Origin of the sequence: Psychrobacter sp. MES7-P7E (assembly GCF_002863645.1) — a bacterium.
Classification (GTDB): Bacteria; Pseudomonadota; Gammaproteobacteria; order Pseudomonadales; family Moraxellaceae; genus Psychrobacter.
In genome coordinates, this window is sequence record NZ_PJBU01000085.1 from 12,982 (window position 1) to 30,659 (window position 17,678).

Annotated in this window: 15 protein-coding genes and 1 tRNA gene; 5 read left to right on the forward strand and 11 right to left on the reverse strand. The window is 44.1% G+C overall.

The window, feature by feature from the left end; genetic code table 11:
• Positions 1–117 precede the first annotated feature (117 nt).
• The 7 genes from CXF62_RS06185 to speB all read right to left on the reverse strand — a co-directional run bounded on the left by CXF62_RS06185 (position 118) and on the right by speB (position 9,262).
• Entirely contained in the window at positions 118–1,524 is a 1,407-nt protein-coding gene (locus tag CXF62_RS06185) for a YjiH family protein (RefSeq protein ID WP_102093372.1), read from the reverse strand.
• A complete protein-coding gene (dld, locus tag CXF62_RS06190) occupies positions 1,508–3,340 on the reverse strand; it encodes a D-lactate dehydrogenase (protein ID WP_102093374.1) in 1,833 nt (610 codons plus the stop codon). The genes CXF62_RS06185 and dld overlap by 17 nt, the downstream gene beginning before the upstream one ends.
• A gap of 105 nt (positions 3,341–3,445) precedes the next feature.
• Positions 3,446–5,167, reverse strand: a complete 1,722-nt coding sequence (locus CXF62_RS06195) for a 5-guanidino-2-oxopentanoate decarboxylase (protein WP_102093375.1) — start codon at positions 5,165–5,167, stop codon at positions 3,446–3,448.
• A gap of 92 nt (positions 5,168–5,259) precedes the next feature.
• Entirely contained in the window at positions 5,260–6,003 is a 744-nt protein-coding gene (locus CXF62_RS06200; protein ID WP_102093377.1) for an MBL fold metallo-hydrolase, read from the reverse strand.
• Complete coding sequence (locus CXF62_RS06205; RefSeq protein WP_102093378.1) at positions 6,000–6,800, reverse strand: carbon-nitrogen hydrolase family protein; 801 nt, start codon at positions 6,798–6,800, stop codon at positions 6,000–6,002. The genes CXF62_RS06200 and CXF62_RS06205 overlap by 4 nt, the downstream gene beginning before the upstream one ends.
• Positions 6,797–8,143, reverse strand: coding sequence for a purine-cytosine permease family protein (locus CXF62_RS06210; RefSeq protein ID WP_102093380.1), 1,347 nt, complete (start codon positions 8,141–8,143; stop codon positions 6,797–6,799). Before CXF62_RS06210 ends, CXF62_RS06205 begins: the two co-directional genes overlap by 4 nt.
• Before the next feature lie 150 nt (positions 8,144–8,293).
• Positions 8,294–9,262 carry an agmatinase gene (gene speB, locus CXF62_RS06215; protein WP_057760617.1) on the reverse strand — a complete coding sequence of 323 codons (969 nt, stop codon included), beginning with the start codon at positions 9,260–9,262 and terminating at the stop codon, positions 8,294–8,296.
• A gap of 208 nt (positions 9,263–9,470) precedes the next feature.
• Between speB and CXF62_RS06220 the strand changes: the two genes are divergently transcribed.
• Entirely contained in the window at positions 9,471–10,373 is a 903-nt protein-coding gene (locus tag CXF62_RS06220; protein ID WP_227511139.1) for a LysR family transcriptional regulator, read from the forward strand.
• Positions 10,374–10,387: 14 nt separating this feature from the next.
• Here CXF62_RS06220 and CXF62_RS06225 read toward each other — a convergent pair whose 3' ends face one another.
• The 3 genes from CXF62_RS06225 to CXF62_RS06235 form a co-directional block, all read right to left on the reverse strand.
• Entirely contained in the window at positions 10,388–12,181 is a 1,794-nt protein-coding gene (locus tag CXF62_RS06225) for a potassium/proton antiporter (RefSeq protein ID WP_102093382.1), read from the reverse strand.
• 279 nt (positions 12,182–12,460) lie between these two features.
• On the reverse strand, positions 12,461–12,796 hold the full coding sequence (locus tag CXF62_RS06230) for a GlpM family protein (RefSeq protein WP_227511140.1): 336 nt from the start codon (positions 12,794–12,796) through the stop codon (positions 12,461–12,463).
• Between the two features lie 190 nt (positions 12,797–12,986).
• Complete coding sequence (locus CXF62_RS06235) at positions 12,987–14,657, reverse strand: alpha-keto acid decarboxylase family protein (RefSeq protein ID WP_102093384.1); 1,671 nt, start codon at positions 14,655–14,657, stop codon at positions 12,987–12,989.
• Positions 14,658–14,917: 260 nt separating this feature from the next.
• Here CXF62_RS06235 and CXF62_RS06240 point away from each other — a divergent pair.
• Positions 14,918–14,992, forward strand: a tRNA-Gly gene (locus CXF62_RS06240).
• A 476-nt stretch (positions 14,993–15,468) separates the two neighbouring features.
• Here the strand turns inward: CXF62_RS06240 and CXF62_RS06245 are convergent.
• Positions 15,469–15,705: a helix-turn-helix domain-containing protein gene (locus CXF62_RS06245; protein ID WP_102093385.1), complete on the reverse strand. Its 237-nt coding sequence runs from the start codon at positions 15,703–15,705 to the stop codon at positions 15,469–15,471.
• Positions 15,706–15,827: 122 nt separating this feature from the next.
• Here CXF62_RS06245 and CXF62_RS06250 point away from each other — a divergent pair, with 122 nt between their 5' ends.
• The 3 genes from CXF62_RS06250 to CXF62_RS06260 are packed head-to-tail and all read left to right on the forward strand — an operon-like array spanning position 15,828 to position 17,604.
• Positions 15,828–16,043 carry a hypothetical protein gene (locus CXF62_RS06250; protein ID WP_102093387.1) on the forward strand — a complete coding sequence of 72 codons (216 nt, stop codon included), beginning with the start codon at positions 15,828–15,830 and terminating at the stop codon, positions 16,041–16,043.
• Between the two features lie 26 nt (positions 16,044–16,069).
• The gene (locus CXF62_RS06255; RefSeq protein WP_102093389.1) at positions 16,070–17,314 is read left to right on the forward strand and encodes a site-specific integrase; all 1,245 of its coding nucleotides are present in this window, start codon (positions 16,070–16,072) and stop codon (positions 17,312–17,314) included.
• Positions 17,311–17,604 carry a hypothetical protein gene (locus CXF62_RS06260; RefSeq protein ID WP_102093390.1) on the forward strand — a complete coding sequence of 98 codons (294 nt, stop codon included), beginning with the start codon at positions 17,311–17,313 and terminating at the stop codon, positions 17,602–17,604. The genes CXF62_RS06255 and CXF62_RS06260 overlap by 4 nt, the downstream gene beginning before the upstream one ends.
• The last annotated feature ends 74 nt before the right edge of the window (positions 17,605–17,678 follow it).

Consider the following 17,678-nt stretch of genomic DNA (forward strand, 5'->3'; position numbering starts at 1 on the left):
TATATGCGTAACGTCCGTAACGTCATTGATTAAATGGTCGGTTTAACTGACTACAGAAAAACCGACCATTTGTATATTATCGTCAGGCTAGATGCCTTGTGAATACTAGACACGCCACTAATACAGTAGATGCGCCACAGACGTAATTACTACCAAGCTGATAAGCGTACGAAGGATAAAGATTAAAAATAGCTCTAATACATTTAGCTTAATATTTGACTTCAAAATCAGCGCACCTACTTCAGACATGTAGATAATCTGAGTAATTGAAGCAGCACCAACGATGAATCGTGTCATCTCACTTTCAATGCTTTTACCGACTAGCGCTGGCAAGTACATATCCGCAAAGCCCATAATCATGGCAGGTGCAGCCTTTGCCGCCTCTGGAATCTGTAACCACTCAAGTAGTGGTACAAGTGGTGTCGCGAGCCAATTAAAGACAGGCGTGTACTCTGCTAAGCCAAGACCGATGGTACCGATAGCAAAGATAACCGGAATCAGTCCAAAGTAGATATCAAACAGATTGTGTACGCTGCGTTTGAACACTTTACCTAAGCTTGGCATAGAATGCGCGCGAGTAACCGCACGATTGACTGCCCACTGGTACGTTGTATATTCAGCAGGGATGCCTTCATCTAGCATGCTTTTGCCAGAGTGATACGTATCAGGCTTGAGTGATAATGGCGGTATACGCGGCATGATAATCGCAGCGATAAAACCGGTTAGCGCAATGGTCAGATAAAAGAAGACGAAGTTATTGTCTACACCGATGGTTTTGGCAACCACATAGGTAAAGGCGATAGAAGTGACGGAAAATGTGGTCGCGATAATGGCGGCTTCACGCTGACTGTAGAAACTCTTATCATATTCTTGCATGGTGACTAGCAAGCCGATAGACGCGGCACCAAACCAAGAAGACATTGCGTCGACAGCAGAACGACCAGGCAGTTTGAAAAGTTTGATAAACACTTTACTGGCTAAGGTACCCAAAAATTCCATCAAGCCAAAATCAGTCAAAAATGGTAGCGATAAAATGGCAAAGAAGAACAACGGAATCAGAATAGGAATCAAATCTTCGAAAATGACGCCGCCCGTATTACGATTGATAATAAACTCGGGGCCGACTTGTAGAAAAATCATCCAAACAAACAACATACCTAAAAAACGCGTGGACAGCCAAAACCAATCAACATCAAAAAGCTTTCTTACCAGTGAATCTTCATGCAAATTAGGCTTTAACGCTTTGACTGCCAGTGCACCAAGAGCGGAGATAGTCACTATCGCCATCGCAATATAGGCCACAAATCCACCTAACACGGTTTGTAGCGTATCGGTCAATACACCTAATAAAATTGTGACCTTACCATCCCACTCAAACGGTATGATAAAAAGTGCAATACCCAGTGCTGAAAACAATAGGAACTTCCACATTGCTGCACGCCACTGTGCTGCTTTTGGCGTTTCTGGATCGACCGTATTATTCCCTAAAATCGGCTGCTGCGATTTATCAATAGTATTCGTCATTTAACTTCTCCTTGATGGGCGATGATTGCCAGTTTTTCCATTTCTCTGTCTGACCAATACCTGGGTTAAGCGAATTGGTTGGATCCAGTTTTTTATAAAAATAATGTAGCTCAGCTTTAGCAGGATACACATGCCCCACATTGTGCTCAGCAGGATACTCAATATGACGCTTATCATAAAATGCCAGCAGGTCTTCCTTGAATTGCTTGGCATTGGTCTTAGGTTTTAATAAATAGTCTTGGTGCATGACATGACAGAAAAAATGTCCCAGATAAAAGGTTTTACTGACTTGTTCTTGCAAGTGTTTAGGTAGAGTCTCGTCCCAATCTACGGCATTTCTAGGTAAGGCAATATCGGTCGATAGCAGCTCGCCAAATTTATCTTGATTTAAATTATGATAACGGAACATAGCAGCGGTCGCGGCACTGCGAAATATTAATAACGATTGCGATTCAAGCTCTGTGCATACATGCAGCGTACCTTGATACTGCTGTAGATAGTTTTGCAAAAAATCCTGCGCAGCGGCGATATTTTCGCCATCAGTTTTATTAGAATCTTTATCTGAATTTTTATTAATGCCATTATCAAAGTCATTAACAAAACCATCTGCGACTTTTATAATCAAATGGTAGTTATATGAGAGTGCCTGCGTGGTCAAAGTGGCTGGTAACGACGGCGGCATAAACCTAGATGTCATCTGTAATATCCGATCTGGCAGCGTCTTTGGGAGATGCCATTTATCCAGATAGTAGCCAATCTTTGCTTGCATTCGATACAGCGACCCTATTTTGTTAGCGGTTAATAAGCGCATGCTTAAGCAAGTATCTCGGCCATAGTGCATTGTGATGTTGTTATAGTCTTTGTGCATATACTCTGCCAACACGGGCAATTTCAACTCGCTTTTTAGCCATTGTTGCCTGAGTGTGGTGAAGGTATCAGCGTCGTTGGTCGAGATATAAAACGTTTGCTCTCGCTTAGGCTTGGCAAAGGTCGCCACTCTTACCGCAAATACAATGACCTTGCCAGCTGAACCAGATGCTTCATACAGACCGTTGGGATCATTGTTAAATCTAGCAGGTGTCTCTGCCTCACAATCACGGACTTTGTGCTGATAACGGTGGTTGGTACAGGCTTTACTGTTCGTACTATTCAGATTTTCATTGAACGTGCCAGCCTGCAAATTCTCAAGTATTTCCTCTGGATGCGACCCCAAATCCAGTCCTAAGTGATTGATTAACTCAAACGCTCCTGAGGCATTGCGTCTGGCAAATAAAGCCATCTCAGTATAGGCAGGTCCACGCTGCACCAACATACCGCCTGAGCTATTGCAGATGCCGCCTATCACTGAGGCGCCAACACAACTAGAGCCTAGTACTGAATGCGGCTCACGTCCTAGTGGCGCAAGGGTAGACTCTAATTGCTGCAAAGTAGCGGCTGGCAAAGCAATCAGCTCTGCTGCATCGTTGAGTAAATGCACGCCGCCCAATAACTGCATAGAGATCACGACTAGTGGCCTGTCATAATCTCCATTCGGAGTTGAGCCACCTGTCAGACCTGTATTGGCCGCTTGAGCAATGATAATCACATCAAAAGCGGCACAGATATTAATGACGCGCCATAGTGCCACAAGAGAGTGCGGTATCACAACTGCGACGGTAGCGTCTGTGATAGCCTCAATCGCACCTTGCACATAAGACTGCTGTTGGCTAGGTTTTGTCAATACATTGGTCGTACCAACGACAATAGCAAGCGCCGTCAACAAACGCGGTATTTGCTCATGCCTACTTTCTGACATTTCTCTAGCATTGGGCGTCATGAAGGTGCTTCCTTGCGTAACCAGCGTTTGTCATTTTTTTGTCGTTTTTTAGAACTGTGACTATCGGTCTCGTGATTATCCGTAGCATTAGAGCCAGTATTACTATTAACTAAAATAAGTCACTGTCTCAGCCATTTCTTTTAGAAAGTCGTCTGCTTCATCAATCTCATAAATGATTGGTTGTTTACCCTTTATGTCTGCCTTTAATGCGTCTAGCAGTTGCTGCTTATCGGTTATTCTACGATAGCCAGCGCCAAATCCTGCTGCTAGTGGCTCAAAATTTGGCGTTTTGATATTGACACCAATCAGTGGTAAACCGCCCTCTTCCATGTAACGACGAATCTCACCGTAGCCTTGGTTGTTCCATAGTAAGACGATCAATGGTAGCTCAAGCTCGGCTGCGCAGATAAGCTCGGCAATCGTAAATTGAATACCGCCATCACCCATTAGACTGACGACAGGTAGGTTTGAGCCAACCATGGCCCCGATAGCAGCAGGCAAACCATAGCCTAACGTGCCAAAACCCGTCGATGAATTAAACCATTTACGCGTTGCCAAGGCTTCAAGACCAAGGTTGCCGCTATAGACAGGCTGCGTTGAATCACCAACGAAAATGACGTCTTCCACTTCATCTCTGATCAGTTTTAGTAATGCATTTTGACCCGCAAAGTCTGTCGTTACATCCTTCAAGATGGCTTGTTTTGCTTCATTGACACGTGACAGTGCTTGATGATCGAATGTCTGACCTTCTAAGCGACTACATAAACCACTAATCGCCATCTGCGCGTCGGACAGTACCGCGATATCTGCTCTAAATGGACGCTGCAATTGCTGGGCATCACAGTCGATACGTACCAGCGTGCCGTTGATTTTGAAACCACCATTAAAGAACACATCATAGTCAGTTTCACCAAGCTCAGTACCAATCGCTAACACCCAGTCGGCCTCGGTAATCACGGCTCGGCCTGCGTCTAATGACTGGTTGCTACCCAAACTTAATGGATGACCAGGTGGCAGCAAACCTTTGGCATTAATTGTCAAAAACGTTGGTGCATCTATCAGTTCTGCCAATCGTTGTGCATCGTGGCCGACATCGACACAGCCGCCGCCATAAAGTATTACAGGGTTTTTAGCGGTTTGTAATGACTGCACGATTAGGTCTATTTGCGTAGGATTCGGCAGTGGTCTTGTGACCTGTGGTAGGCTCAAATTATTCGTATCGGCTTGGTTATTTGCTACAGCATCTAACTTAGGCGGCTTAGCAACATGACTAGCATCAGCAGTGATAATATCGATAGGCAGCTGAATATGTACTGGCCCAGGACGTGCGCCGTGAAATAAGGCAAAAGCTTCCGCGATGACTTTTGGTAACGATTCAGGTTGCCAAATAGTCTTACTCGTCAATGCTACTTTGCTAATCATGCCTTGTTGATCATGCAACTCATGCAAATGCCCTTCGCCACTACCCGTGTCTTTGACTTTATTGACACTAGAAATCACTAGCATCGGTATCGAATCAGCCAGTGCTTGCGCCATCGCCGTCATAATGTTGGTCATACCAGGGCCAGTGATGATAAAGCACACGCCAATCTTGCCAGAGGCACGATAGTAGCCATCCGCCATAAACCCAGCGCCTTGTTCGTGACGCGGTGTCACATGACGAATATTGGTATTTGGCAGACCACGATACAGCTCTACCGTATGTACACCAGGGATACCAAAAACAGTCTCTACACCATAATACTCTAGCCACTGCACCAATAGCTCACCGCAGGTTAAAGATGGGGCTGTAGATACGTCAGAAGACATTTGGGTCAGTTGGGTCATGGGTCAGTCATCCTAAAGATTTTAATAAGTATTGGGTTAAATTTTTTATATTGGTTAATGGTTTATTTTTAATCGTTATTAAGTGCTATTCATTACAAGTCATGGTGCCGTAACCAATCATCAATCATGACGTTTAAGCGTTTACCTGAAAAGCTAGGGAAATGACCACCATGAACGATTCTCACTGGCAATGCATTTAAGCGGCGCATGCTCTTGGCGTAGTCAGACATATTGCTGTGCCACGTATCTTCAATTAATGGGCCATCATAGATAAGGTCACCAGAAATCAGCGTTTCGCTAGCAGCTTCCCACAAGGCGATACCACCTGGAGAATGGCCCGGTGTATGAATGACCTCAAATTGACGATTACCTAAGTCAATCATGTCGCCATCTTCTAGTGGCATAATTTTGGCGGGTGCAATGATTTTATAGCCGCAATGGGCATAAGGTTCGGGCGGTAGCGCGTCAAACATCTCGTCATTGACAAACATATCCGCCAATGTACGAGCATTGTCTGGTTCAGCGAGAATATGCGCTTCAGCAGAATGGACGTGACAGCAGTCAAACTCGCTCGCAGCGCCAATGTGATCAAAATGTGTATGACTGGCAACGCCAACAATATCGCGATCAGCAAGCAGAGCAACATGACGGCGCAGCGGCACTGCCCCTAATCCGAAATCTACTAACAAGTCACGCTGACTGCCGCGCACGTGCCATAGATTGCAGCGAAAAAACGGCTTGATCCACGGCTCATCGATGAGCGTGATACCATCGCTATGCACGGTAGTGCGATACCAATTTTCTGGTTTGATTCGAGGTAATGACTGCTCACTCATAAGTCAGCTCCATTAACGACATGAGTATCTTTAAGAGCACGCAGGTCCTTAAGATAATTTTGGTGCGTGCGACTTTCATCAATACGGGCGAGATCGATATCTACTATCATCGTGCCAGCGGTCAGACCAAGCCTCCCGATTACCTCGCCATCGGGATCAGCGACGATGCTATTGCCACAGTAATGAAGGGTGTCTTCTACGCCTGAGCGGTTGATACAAGCAACAAAACATTGATTGTCCATGGCACGAGCGCGAATTTGCAGTACTTGACGCTCTGCATTTGGCAACATATTTGCTGTTGGTGACAGTATGACCTCTGCCCCCGCTTGAGCTAGCTCTCTTGCCACTTCTGGGAACTCATTATCGTAGCAAATCATCAATCCTAATTTACCGAATCGAGTATCAACCACGCAGGACTTTTTACCTGCTATAAAGAACTCGTTTTCACGATCCCATAAGTGACGCTTATTATAAGTCGCAAGGTGTTGCCCATTGTCATCTAGCAGTATGGCAGAGTTGCTTAACTCATCATTAGACTGGCGCTCAGCGAGACCAAACAATAGATGCAAGTTATATTTATCAGCAAGCCTAGCTGCTTCAGTGACAATTGGACCATCGATAGTTTGCGCTAAGCGATCAAGACGCTCAAAGATGTTGTAGCCTGTGAATGCAAGCTCTGGCAACGCGATCAGATCTACTTCTGCCTCTACTGCTAGGCGACAAAGCGACTCTAAAGCTTCTAGATTAACTGTAGGTTCAGCCAGTAAAGGACTGGTTTGAGCAATCATCAATTTCATAATGATGGCTCCTTTTGAGCTGAAGTGACAGCGCTACTAGGACGAGTAAACAGAGTCGCACCTAACCAGTAAAGTCCACCAGTAATGATAAAGACAGGTAATGAAGCACCGAAAGATGGAGGCGCTATCAAAGTCCAGTATGCGGCGAGTGCTGCACCGATTAGATATGCTGCGATAGCAATCTTTGCAGTAGGACGGCCTAACTGTTTAGTAGAATCAAGCAGCTTTGCGGTATAGCCTTCTTGACCAACAAGGTAATAATCAACAATCATGACTGAAAATGCTGGGATAAATAGTGCACCTACGATCAATAAGAAGTTTTGGAATTGGTCTAAAATACCTGGTATCAGCGCCCCAAAGATAGTGACCAAACCAATGATAAGTGCAGGTTTCCAAAAGCTCATGTTAGGAGCAACGTTCATGCAGGATAGCGTTGCGCTATAGACTGCCATTACATTGGTTGTCATGACTGAAAAGAAAATAACTAGAGCAGCTGGCAAACCGAAACCAAAGTCAGCAAGCAGACGAGTCGGGTCGTAAGTCTGTTCCATACCGTTTAAGATAGAAAGCCCTGATATCGTCGCACCCAAACCCATAGCAACGATAGCCGCCATAATGTAGCCAAAGTAAGTACCCCATACGGCAATCTTTGAAGTCTTACAGTTACGGTTGTAATCGGCTGCCGAAGACATCCAAGAGAATGCAGTAGCAATAACGATATCAAACGCGATACCTAACGTAATACCATTACGTGATTCAACTGGCATCTCAAACAGGGTCGATACATCATAATGTTGGTTTAGTTGATAGAGCACGATAACGGTAAGCGCGGCCATGGCTAGTGCCGCCCAACGTTCGACCAGCTCAATACCGAGGTGACCACGTAGCACAATTAGCACCACGACTGTCTCACACAAGATCACAAATAGTGGTAGGTTGCTATAACCTGTGGTCGCCTCAATCGCGTAATTCAGACTCATGCCAGCGAGCAGCGCCTGAATACAGCTCCACGCAATGAGCACACCCATGTTTACCAATGAAATCAACTGGCTACCAAGTGGCCCATAAGCTCTACGTGTCAGAGCCATCGATGGCAAACCGGTACGTTGGCCCATCAGACCAACCAAAAGCAGTGGAATTGCACCGATTAAAGAACCAATGAGTACGGTCGTGATAGCAGTAGTAAATCGTAGATCTGGTACCAACAACATCCCAGTTAAAATGGTCGTGACTACGATATTGGCACCAAACCACAGCGCAAACGTACCAATTGAACCCAAACTGTGTCCAGCTTCATTTGGAGAGAGCGTATCTTGACCAAAAAACGAAGAAGGTTTACTCATTAGTGTCTTCCTTAACCGAGTTGTATTAATACCAGTCATTGCACTGGTGCCGATAAAGCTACTCTATGCTCCACATCTAACCAATAAGAGATTGTCAATAACCCATTCCTTTTAGGGTTATCATACGGTTATCATGTTGAGACGTAACGATTAATAAACTGCTTTAACTTTGTCGTCATAGCGTACGCCTGGCAGGATACATAGCATCTCAAACAATAAGTTCGCCGCCAATACCGAGGTATTACCAAATGGATCATACGGTGGTGATACTTCGACCAAATCCCCGCCCACCACGTCTAGACCACGCATACCGCGAATGATTTCGATGCCTTGAGTAGAAGTCAAACCACCGATTTCAGCAGTACCCGTACCTGGGGCAAATGCAGGATCAATACCGTCGATATCAAAGCTCAAATAGACAGGACCATCACCTAGCTTTTCACGTACTTCAGCCATGAGCGGTGTTAGCGACTTATACCAGCACTCCTCAGCAGGTACCACACGGAATCCTTGCTCAGTTGACCAGTCAAACTCTTCAGCGCTATAGCCTGTACCACGTAGACCAATCTGTACCACACGATTGCCATCAATTAGGTTTTCTTCGACAGCGCGGCGGAACGGCGTACCATGCGCGATTTTTTCGCCAAACATATCATCATTGATATCAGCATGAGCATCGATATGTACCATACCGACAGGGCCATGTTTTTTGGCAAGGGCACGCAGGATAGGTAACGCGATAGTATGATCGCCGCCTAGTGTTAGAGGAATCGCGCCGTGTTTGACGATTTTATCGGTATAGAATTTTTCGATGATATCAACGCTTTTTAGCAGGTTGAATGTATTGATAGGCACATCGCCGATGTCAGCGACTTGTAATGACTCAAAAGGCGCAGCACGAGTGGCCACATTGTAGGGACGAATCATTCTTGACTCATCACGAATCTGTCTAGGACCCAATCTTGCACCGCTACGGTTGGATGCACCAATATCTAAAGGTACGCCAACGAACGCCACATCTAACCCTTCAGCATCGGCTTGAGTTGGCAGACGCATCATAGAAGCGAAACCGCCAAATCTTGGCATATCATTGCCGCTTAATGGTTGATTGAATGTCATAAGTTACTTCCTTGTTCTATTTGGTTTAAGTACACAATTTGCTACATGCCATTGACAATACATAAATATAAGAGAAGGAACCATGGTAAAATTTAGAAGTAAACTTCTATTTTTTCGTAGTAAAGTGCGCTTATAGGTCACTATCAGAAGTTTATGAAAAGAAGTATCGATTAAAAGATGATATTGATTGATAAATGAGGAGCTGCTTTTGATATTGGATGAACTGATAAAGATAGACATCAAAACACTACGCAGCTTTATGGCTATCGTAGAGTGCCAAGGCGTGACGGCCGCCCAGTCGCGTTTGAATGTCACTACTTCTGTGATCAGTGGACACTTAACCCACTTAGAAGATCGCTTAGGAATGACGCTGTGTCACCGTGGTCGAGCAGGATTTAAGCTAACAGAGGACGGTGCCGCTGTTTACGAGGCATGTTTGGGCTTTACCGAATCAGTCGCCAGCTTTCAACATCAGCTGCATTATATTAAACAATTAGACTCAGTTCACGGCGGGCACATCAGGCTTTGCTTGATTGATCAAATGCCCAAGTTTTTTTATGATGCACTTAGACAACGTCTAGCCAACAGCTACCGTAATAACCCGTTAATACACTTTTCTATCGACGTACAAAGCCCTGAGAGCATGTTAGAAAAGCTCTTAAGTAATGAGAGTGACATTGGCGTGGGATACTTTGGCAGCTTTCCACCTTTACTGACCTTTAAGCCAGCATTTGTTGAAAAACAAGTGGTCTGCTGTGGTCGCGAACATAGATTATTTTACAACTCAGAAGGATTAACTTTTGAAGATTTAGAACAGAACTATCCATGGATAAAAAGAGGCTATGTGGTAGAGCACCATATCAATCATATTCGCCCCAAGACATTAAGCGCGACTACTTATCATATGGAGGCGACAGCGCAGCTTATCCTTGCAGGCCACCATGTTGGCTACTTGCCGCGTGATTTAGCGAAGCGTTATGAGGGTATGGGACTGATGAAAATACTGCTGCCTGATGAGGCAAGTTATGATGTCGAGCACCATTGGGCATATCGAGAAAATCAGCCTAAACAAGCGGCTGACTTTTTGAATAAGATGATGAACTTACTATAAAGAGAATACGAATATCACTGCACTACTACAGACGGTTGTTGATGCTTGAGACCAATGCTTCTAAGCTTACCTTTTTCACCTACTTCCTTGATGACCAGTGACCACTCATCGTTCACCACAACTGTATCGCCTGAAACGGGTGCGGTACCTAAATGTGAGGTCACATACTCAGCGACTGTCTGCTCCCACATATCTTTGGTACTGTCTGCTTCGGTCGTTTTCAGCGTTTTTACCAAAGGTTTGGCGACCATGGCTTCTGAAAAAAATGGCAAATCTCCGAGTTTTACACTGGGTGATAGCAACCAATCACCATAAAAGTCATCAATAGCCTTACGATCTAACGTTGTGTCATTAAAAATCTTAGCGATTTTGCTAGCGTGATTACCTCGCATGGCGTACCAAACACTATCACCAAATTTTATTTTCGTATTTTCATCAACGACGACGATTTGTTGACCGCGCACCAACGCAAATATACTAATCTCATCAGGGCTAATGCCTTTTGAGATTCCCATAGGATGGCGGCCAATAGCAAATGCGCCTGATTGCGCCTCAAACTCATACAAAGTAATACTCGCCTTATCCGATACCCAAACCTCGTGTTCTTCTTTGGGATCTTTATTGGTTGGAATACGTACCTTAAATAAATTCGCCATAGTAGGAATGGTCGTGCCTTGCAAAATCAGTGACAGCACCACAACCCCAAAGGCAATATCAAACAGCATAAAGGCGTTATCTATCCCTGCCATGACGGGCAAAATCGCAAGGGTAATGGGCACCGCACCGCGCAGACCAACCCAAGAGATAAACCCAATCTCTCGATCTTTAAATTTAAATGGTTTCACACTAGTATAGACCGCGATAGGACGGGCAACGAAGATCATGAACGCCGCTATCGCCACCGAATAATGCCAGACATTAAGAACGTTTGATGGCGTGACCAATAGCCCCAATACCACAAACAACACCGCTTGCGACAGCCACGCAAAGCTGTCCATCACGCGCATGACATGCTCTGTCGAGCGCACCTTGTGGTTGCCGATTAGCACCCCTGTGAGATACACCGCCAAAAACCCACTACCGCCAATCAAGTTGGTCGCAGCAAATACCGCCAAGCCCGCTGAGAGTATCAAAATGGCATACATGCCCTCTGCCAGATGTATCTTGGGTAATAACCGAGAGAGCAAATAACCAAAGAGCAAGCCCATGCCCAATCCAAAGCTCAACTGTTGAAACAGTAAGACCAAAAAGCCAAATGCTGTCTGACCAGCAGGGTCGACGTTTAGAGCAATTAACCCCGTCACCAATAAAATGGCCAAGGGATCGTTGGCACCAGATTCTAACTCGAGCGTGGCTTGAACGCGGTCATTGAGCTTGACCCCGCCATTACGCAGTAGAGAGAATACAGCGGCCGCATCGGTTGAGCCCACAATCGCTGCCATCAATAGACCAAAACGCCAGTCGACATCGAGCAACCAAGTAACAAATACCCCGAGCACCAAAACCGTGACCAGCACGCCCCAAGTAGCCAAGGTAATCGCAGGTTTTAGACCCACTCGAAATGATTTAAAGGATGTACGTAAACCACCATCTAACAGGATACAAGCCAGCGCCGCTTGTCCCACAAAATTGGCCAGCCCATATTGAGAGAACTCAATACCCAAGATACCCTGCTCGCCTGCCAACATACCCACTATCAAAAACAGCAACAACAATGGTACGCCTAAGCGCGCCGATAATGTACTCGCCATGATACTGGCGAAAATTAGTACTGCGCCTACGAGATACAGGATATTTAAGGTATCCATTTTTTTTGAGCCCTATTTTTTATTATTAAGAATAGTAATTGATTGCGATGAGGTTTTCGTTATCTTGCTGTTAGTAGATATTACACCAGTGAGCCTATCATAAGCGGCCGTTATTCAAAATATGAATGACAATTATTTATAATGATATTAGCATCACTATCAGAACTAGCAGCCAATACTAAATTAATAAAAAAGACTTCAATAAAAAAAGTTTAAATATTAAAGTGAAGCCCATAAAATGCCATTGCTAGGCTAAAAGAGTTTACGTCTTAATACTACTTAACCTTGAATGTATTGCCATGTCAGTACTAGAATCGCAGCCGCAATCGTCCAAGCGACCACACCTAATAGCAGTGCCTTGTATAAGCTCATATAACTGATGCTAAAAAAAACCACAAAGGTATAAATCAAATGCGGTATGACACCAAGCATACTAAATATCAGCGCGACCTTTAAATCAGCGGGACTGCGCTCAGTACCAACGATAAAGTGACTGATTAACGTAAAAGTGGGGAATAGTGGCGCAAGCGCCGCCAAATAGAAAAATCGGGTTTGGGCGAACATTTGAATCGCCAGTACCATCAAGGCGCCGATAAGCATTTTTAACCAAATCACGACGGGTCCATCTCCTGTTGACTATAAAGGCTGAACGTAGCCCAATCCGCCATGATACTAAAGTCTGCAAACTGACATAAGAGCAATCGCTGATTAATTAATCCGTATGATAAAAAAATGCAAAAACCCCACTTAGCTAAGTTGCTAAATGGGGCTATTTACTTCTATTAAGTAAGCTTCTACGAATTGCTTAATCCTTTTTTGGCTTTAGTGCCGCGCTGATGTCTGCTAGCAATGGCGGTATATCATGCTTGTCTGCGATCACCTCAATCATTATAAGCTTATCGGTAGTCGCAGCAGCTTTGTCGAAAGCAGATTTTAGCTCGCCTGCCGTCTCTGCTTTGAGCAATACACTGTTTGCTTCGGTGGCGCCAAAAGCTTTTGGCATGATCTGCCAATCGCATTTAGGAATATCGTTATAATATTGATTTTCGCCATGAATGGCACGCTCTACCGTATAACCATCGTTATTGATTAGGACGATGACTGGATTGATACGCTCTTGAATCATGACCGCTAGCTCTTGGATCGTTAGCAATGCTGAACCGTCCCCAATTAATAACACACTGCGTTTATCTGGCGATGCAATTGCCGCACCCAAGCTGGCAGGTAACGTGTAGCCAATTGATCCCCACATCGGCTGCCCATATGACGTTACCCCTTCTGGCAAGCGCACATCACTGATACCAAAATAGGCCGTCCCTTGTTCAGAAAACACCAAGTTATTGTGATCTAAGCGGTCAGCGATAATATGCCATAAATCATCTTGGCGGATAGCCTCACTGTCTTTGCCTTTTTGTTCGTGCGGCTTAACTTCTTCACAGAAAGGTTTTGGTACGATGTTAATGCCAGAGGTCATCACTTCATGTAGGGCTTGCAACGCATCTTTTAGCGCAATCGGTGCAAAGTTCTTACCCCTGATAGAAGCACGCTCATAATGCAAGTCTACGACCACATCTTCATTGATATCTTGACTAAACCCTGCAGTAGTGGTATCAGTATACTGCACCCCTACTTTGATAAGGCATTCGCAGTTTTCTACCGCATCTTTGACAATTGGACGCGAAGCAACACCCGCATAAGTACCTGCCCAACGATCGCTATTTTCATCGAGTAGCGTCTTGCCCCAAGATAGCGTGGTATAAGGAATATCGGTATCAGCGATCAATGCTTTGAGCTGTGACTGTAAGCCTAAACGATGCACCATCAAATCTGCCATTAGGGTCGTGGTCTTATTTGGCAAAAAATCGGTTAGTGCTTGCTTAAAATCTGATAATGCCGCTTGGCTAGTAATGTCTTCTTGACTATCGATCAGCTTGGTCGTTGGTGGATAGATAGGCTGGCGCGCAACGTCTGGTGATAGCAATAGGTAACCTGGGCGATGCTTTTTGAGAATTAAGCGAATCACTCTATCAATTTCTGAAGCAGCATTTTCAGGAGTAAGCTGCGCTCGTGCTACCGTCACAGGTTCAACCATCTTAATAAAATGATTGAATACGCCATCACCAAGCGAATGATGAATACGGCGCTTTGAATCTTGTAGCGCTGTGCTTGGTGCACCTACGATATGCAATACCGGTGCATACTCAGCAAAAGAACCTGCAGTCGCGTTGATCGCTGACAGCTCGCCCACGCCAAAGGTCGTTACCATAGCGGCAAATCCACGCTCGCGTGCATAGCCATCGGCAGCATAGCCAGCATTTAGCTCATTGGTATTACCCACCCAGCGTAGCTTGTCAGAGGCTAGAACGTTATCCAAAAAAGTTAAATTGAAATCACCAGGTACGCCAAATATCTCAGATGCACCCGCTTCTGCGACACGATCAAACAAATAATCAGCGATGGTATATTGTTGACTCATTTTTTATCCTTATGACTTATCTTTGTAAGTATTGATAATTGTGAATGTGATTGAGGTTAAATTATAAAGTGCGTCCCAGCTTATTTATGTACTACAAAGCTTTTGGAATACATATTATAATAAACCGTTATAACATATATCTACGGCCAGAAGACACGCCTGTTTTAATAACTTTAATTTTTTTCGTCATAGGTGTTGACACCTAAAAAAAACTGCGTATAATACGCCTTCATCAACTGACGATAGTTAATTGATAATTAGCGGGAATAGCTCAGTGGTAGAGCATAACCTTGCCAAGGTTGGGGTCGAGAGTTCGAATCTCTTTTCCCGCTCCAAATACTTAAAAAGCCTCACTTAACAGTGAGGCTTTTTTTTGTCCAATTTTCAAGGGCTGTAGAAGATATTTCGAAATATATTTTCTAATTCAGTTAAGTCTAGCTACTCAATCAAAAAGCCCGTTTTCGGTGCGGTGCCCATTTGGTGCCCAAACCGTGCCCTGCCCTAAAACTGCGTATGCGTATCTGACCACAACCTAGCTATTTTTGGTTCAAAAATCATCATGATACCTAACCTAGTAAATTTGGCACTATGCTAACTTTTGAACCCAACCTCAATTCAGGAAAAAACGTGTTTCTCAGAGGTATAATTTTTCTAAAATGCATTTTGGTTTTATAACATCTAAGATTAATTGTCGTTTAAACAGTGATGACCACAACCTAATATTTGAAAAAAATTGGGACGAGTAGAATATTTATCGGCGCTAAGTTTGATGATTTTCAAAACACTCCAAAGAACTATTCTATTAAGCATTCTAACTTTCTTCTGAACCCCATTCCTCACAAACTTCATCTTCTTCATAGAGGATAATATCGCCGGGTGTGCAATCTAAAAGCTTACAAAGCTCATTTAATGAATCAAAGTCTATTCTAGTGACTTCATTATTGTACATTCGATACAAAGTAGATCTTCCTAGTTTAGACATCCTGTCAGCATCAGCTACACGGATGCCTCTTTGTGCAAATAAAACAGGTAAATTGAGCTTAATCATTTATAAAATCCCTAAAGTGATAAAAAAGTGCTTGCAAGTGATAATATTTATAGATAATATGTACTAATTAGTGATAACTAATCATTCACTAATAGTAAATTTATTTCACATGGAGAACTATTATGTCACAGACTTATCTCACTACTCAAGAATTAGCCGACCGTATCAAATACGATGCACGTACTATCCGTAACCAACTTAAGGACACTGTTTTGATTGAAAACATCCATTACATTCGTCCTTTTGGCGGTCGCAAGATTTTGTACGTTTGGGAGCGTATCGAAGAGGATATGTGCAAGCCGGTTATGAGTGTCATCAACGGTATGGCTTTACAGTAAGTTTTATTTAAACAAGGAGTCAAATAATGGCGTCAATAAGATCGAGACGTGGCAAGCTATTCGTAGATTTTCGATATATGAATATGCGTTGCCGTGAGACGACTAATCTCACAGACACTCCAGCTAATCGAAAGAAGCTGGCTAAAATTATCGAAAAAATGGAAGCAGAAATTACCCTAGGCATCTTTGACTATGCTGCTTACTTTCCAAAAAGTGAACGAGCACAGGAGATGATGGCACTGGCTGATAGAGCCGAAGCTTGTATCAGTCGCAATCCAACCTTTAGGCAGTTTGTCGATATTTGGTATGAGGAGAAGAAGATTGAATGGCGACCGAGCTATCGGCAAAAGATACAGATTATTCTAGATAAGTATCTCTTACCTGAGTTTGGTGGTAAAGCGGTACATGCTATAAAAAAATCAGACTTGCTGACCTTCCGTAGCTCCCTCGCCAAAGTTCGTTACGGTAAAGATGGTCAGTCAAGTCTGTCAGTAGCACGAATCAATCAGATTATGATACTACTTCGTATGATACTAGAAGAAGCGTCTGATCGCCATGAGTTTGAGATGCCTTATAAAAATATTAAGAATCTTAAACAAACTCGTCCGGATGTAAACCCGTTTACATTGAGTGAGGTATGGCTGTTTTTAAAGCATGTTCGAGCTGACTATAAGCCCTACTACACTATTCGCTTCTTTACAGGAATGCGTACCAGTGAAATAGATGGGCTGAAGTGGGATTGCATTAATTTTGATCGCCGTGAGATCAGTATAAGAGAGGCATTAGTTAATGGTGAGATGGGTCCAACAAAGACATTAGGCTCACAGCGTGATATTGCAATATCACAGTTAGTCTACGATGCTTTGCTAGAGCAGAAAGCACGCACCTATGGTAAGTCAGAGTTCGTATTCTGCAACTCACAGGGCAATCCGATGGAGTACCGTAATGTGAATAGACGGGTATGGAAACCCACCCTTGCCCTACTTGGGCTGAAACACCGGCGTGCTTATCAGACTCGGCACACGGCAGCGACGCTTTGGCTGGCTGCTGGTGAGAATCCTGAGTGGATAGCACGGCAAATGGGTCACAGCAGTACGGAGATGCTGTTTAGGGTGTATAGCCGCTATGTGCCTGATATCACCCGTCAGGATGGCTCAGCGATGGATAACTTGCTACTTGCGAGCAAAGAGAAGTTAACTAGCGTATCGAATAGCTCTGACACTGAAGCACTTATCAGGAATAAACAAACTGATAAGGAGACGTCACTATGACAATTATCAATTATGAAGAGCTGTTTGGTGAGTTTAAACCTGATGGCGCAATCAGTGAAGATGCGAATGAGATTGCTAATGCATTGATGCGTGAGTTGTACATTTCATCGGGTTATAACCTAGCACGCTTCTTGGGAGTAAAGCGGTGCTTTAATAATGATATGGCAATGCGTGTGTGGGTGCAGAAGCGCTTAGACTCGAGTCTTGGTTATGTGATTGAGGATATGCGTTGTCAGCTTCAGAGCGAGCTTTATGAGCTATTACCGCACTCTGACTATGTCGGTTACTAAGGAGAAAGTGATGAGTGTAAAACTTCAGCCGAATATGACGCAGAGCCCATATGATATCAAAATATGTGAGGATT

What these genes read in the sequence shown, in the direction of transcription:
- CXF62_RS06260 (WP_102093390.1), top strand. Translation starts at nt 17,311, where the DNA reads ATGACAATTATCAATTATGAAGAGCTGTTTGGTGAGTTTAAACCTGAT.
- CXF62_RS06205 (WP_102093378.1), bottom strand. Translation starts at nt 6,800, where the DNA reads ATGAAATTGATGATTGCTCAAACCAGTCCTTTACTGGCTGAACCTACA.
- CXF62_RS06225 (WP_102093382.1), bottom strand. Translation starts at nt 12,181, where the DNA reads ATGGATACCTTAAATATCCTGTATCTCGTAGGCGCAGTACTAATTTTC.
- CXF62_RS06255 (WP_102093389.1), top strand. Translation starts at nt 16,070, where the DNA reads ATGGCGTCAATAAGATCGAGACGTGGCAAGCTATTCGTAGATTTTCGA.
- CXF62_RS06195 (WP_102093375.1), bottom strand. Translation starts at nt 5,167, where the DNA reads ATGACCCAACTGACCCAAATGTCTTCTGACGTATCTACAGCCCCATCT.
- CXF62_RS06245 (WP_102093385.1), bottom strand. Translation starts at nt 15,705, where the DNA reads ATGATTAAGCTCAATTTACCTGTTTTATTTGCACAAAGAGGCATCCGT.
- dld (WP_102093374.1), bottom strand. Translation starts at nt 3,340, where the DNA reads ATGACGCCCAATGCTAGAGAAATGTCAGAAAGTAGGCATGAGCAAATA.
- CXF62_RS06185 (WP_102093372.1), bottom strand. Translation starts at nt 1,524, where the DNA reads ATGACGAATACTATTGATAAATCGCAGCAGCCGATTTTAGGGAATAAT.
- CXF62_RS06200 (WP_102093377.1), bottom strand. Translation starts at nt 6,003, where the DNA reads ATGAGTGAGCAGTCATTACCTCGAATCAAACCAGAAAATTGGTATCGC.
- speB (WP_057760617.1), bottom strand. Translation starts at nt 9,262, where the DNA reads ATGACATTCAATCAACCATTAAGCGGCAATGATATGCCAAGATTTGGC.
- CXF62_RS06250 (WP_102093387.1), top strand. Translation starts at nt 15,828, where the DNA reads ATGTCACAGACTTATCTCACTACTCAAGAATTAGCCGACCGTATCAAA.
- CXF62_RS06210 (WP_102093380.1), bottom strand. Translation starts at nt 8,143, where the DNA reads ATGAGTAAACCTTCTTCGTTTTTTGGTCAAGATACGCTCTCTCCAAAT.
- CXF62_RS06235 (WP_102093384.1), bottom strand. Translation starts at nt 14,657, where the DNA reads ATGAGTCAACAATATACCATCGCTGATTATTTGTTTGATCGTGTCGCA.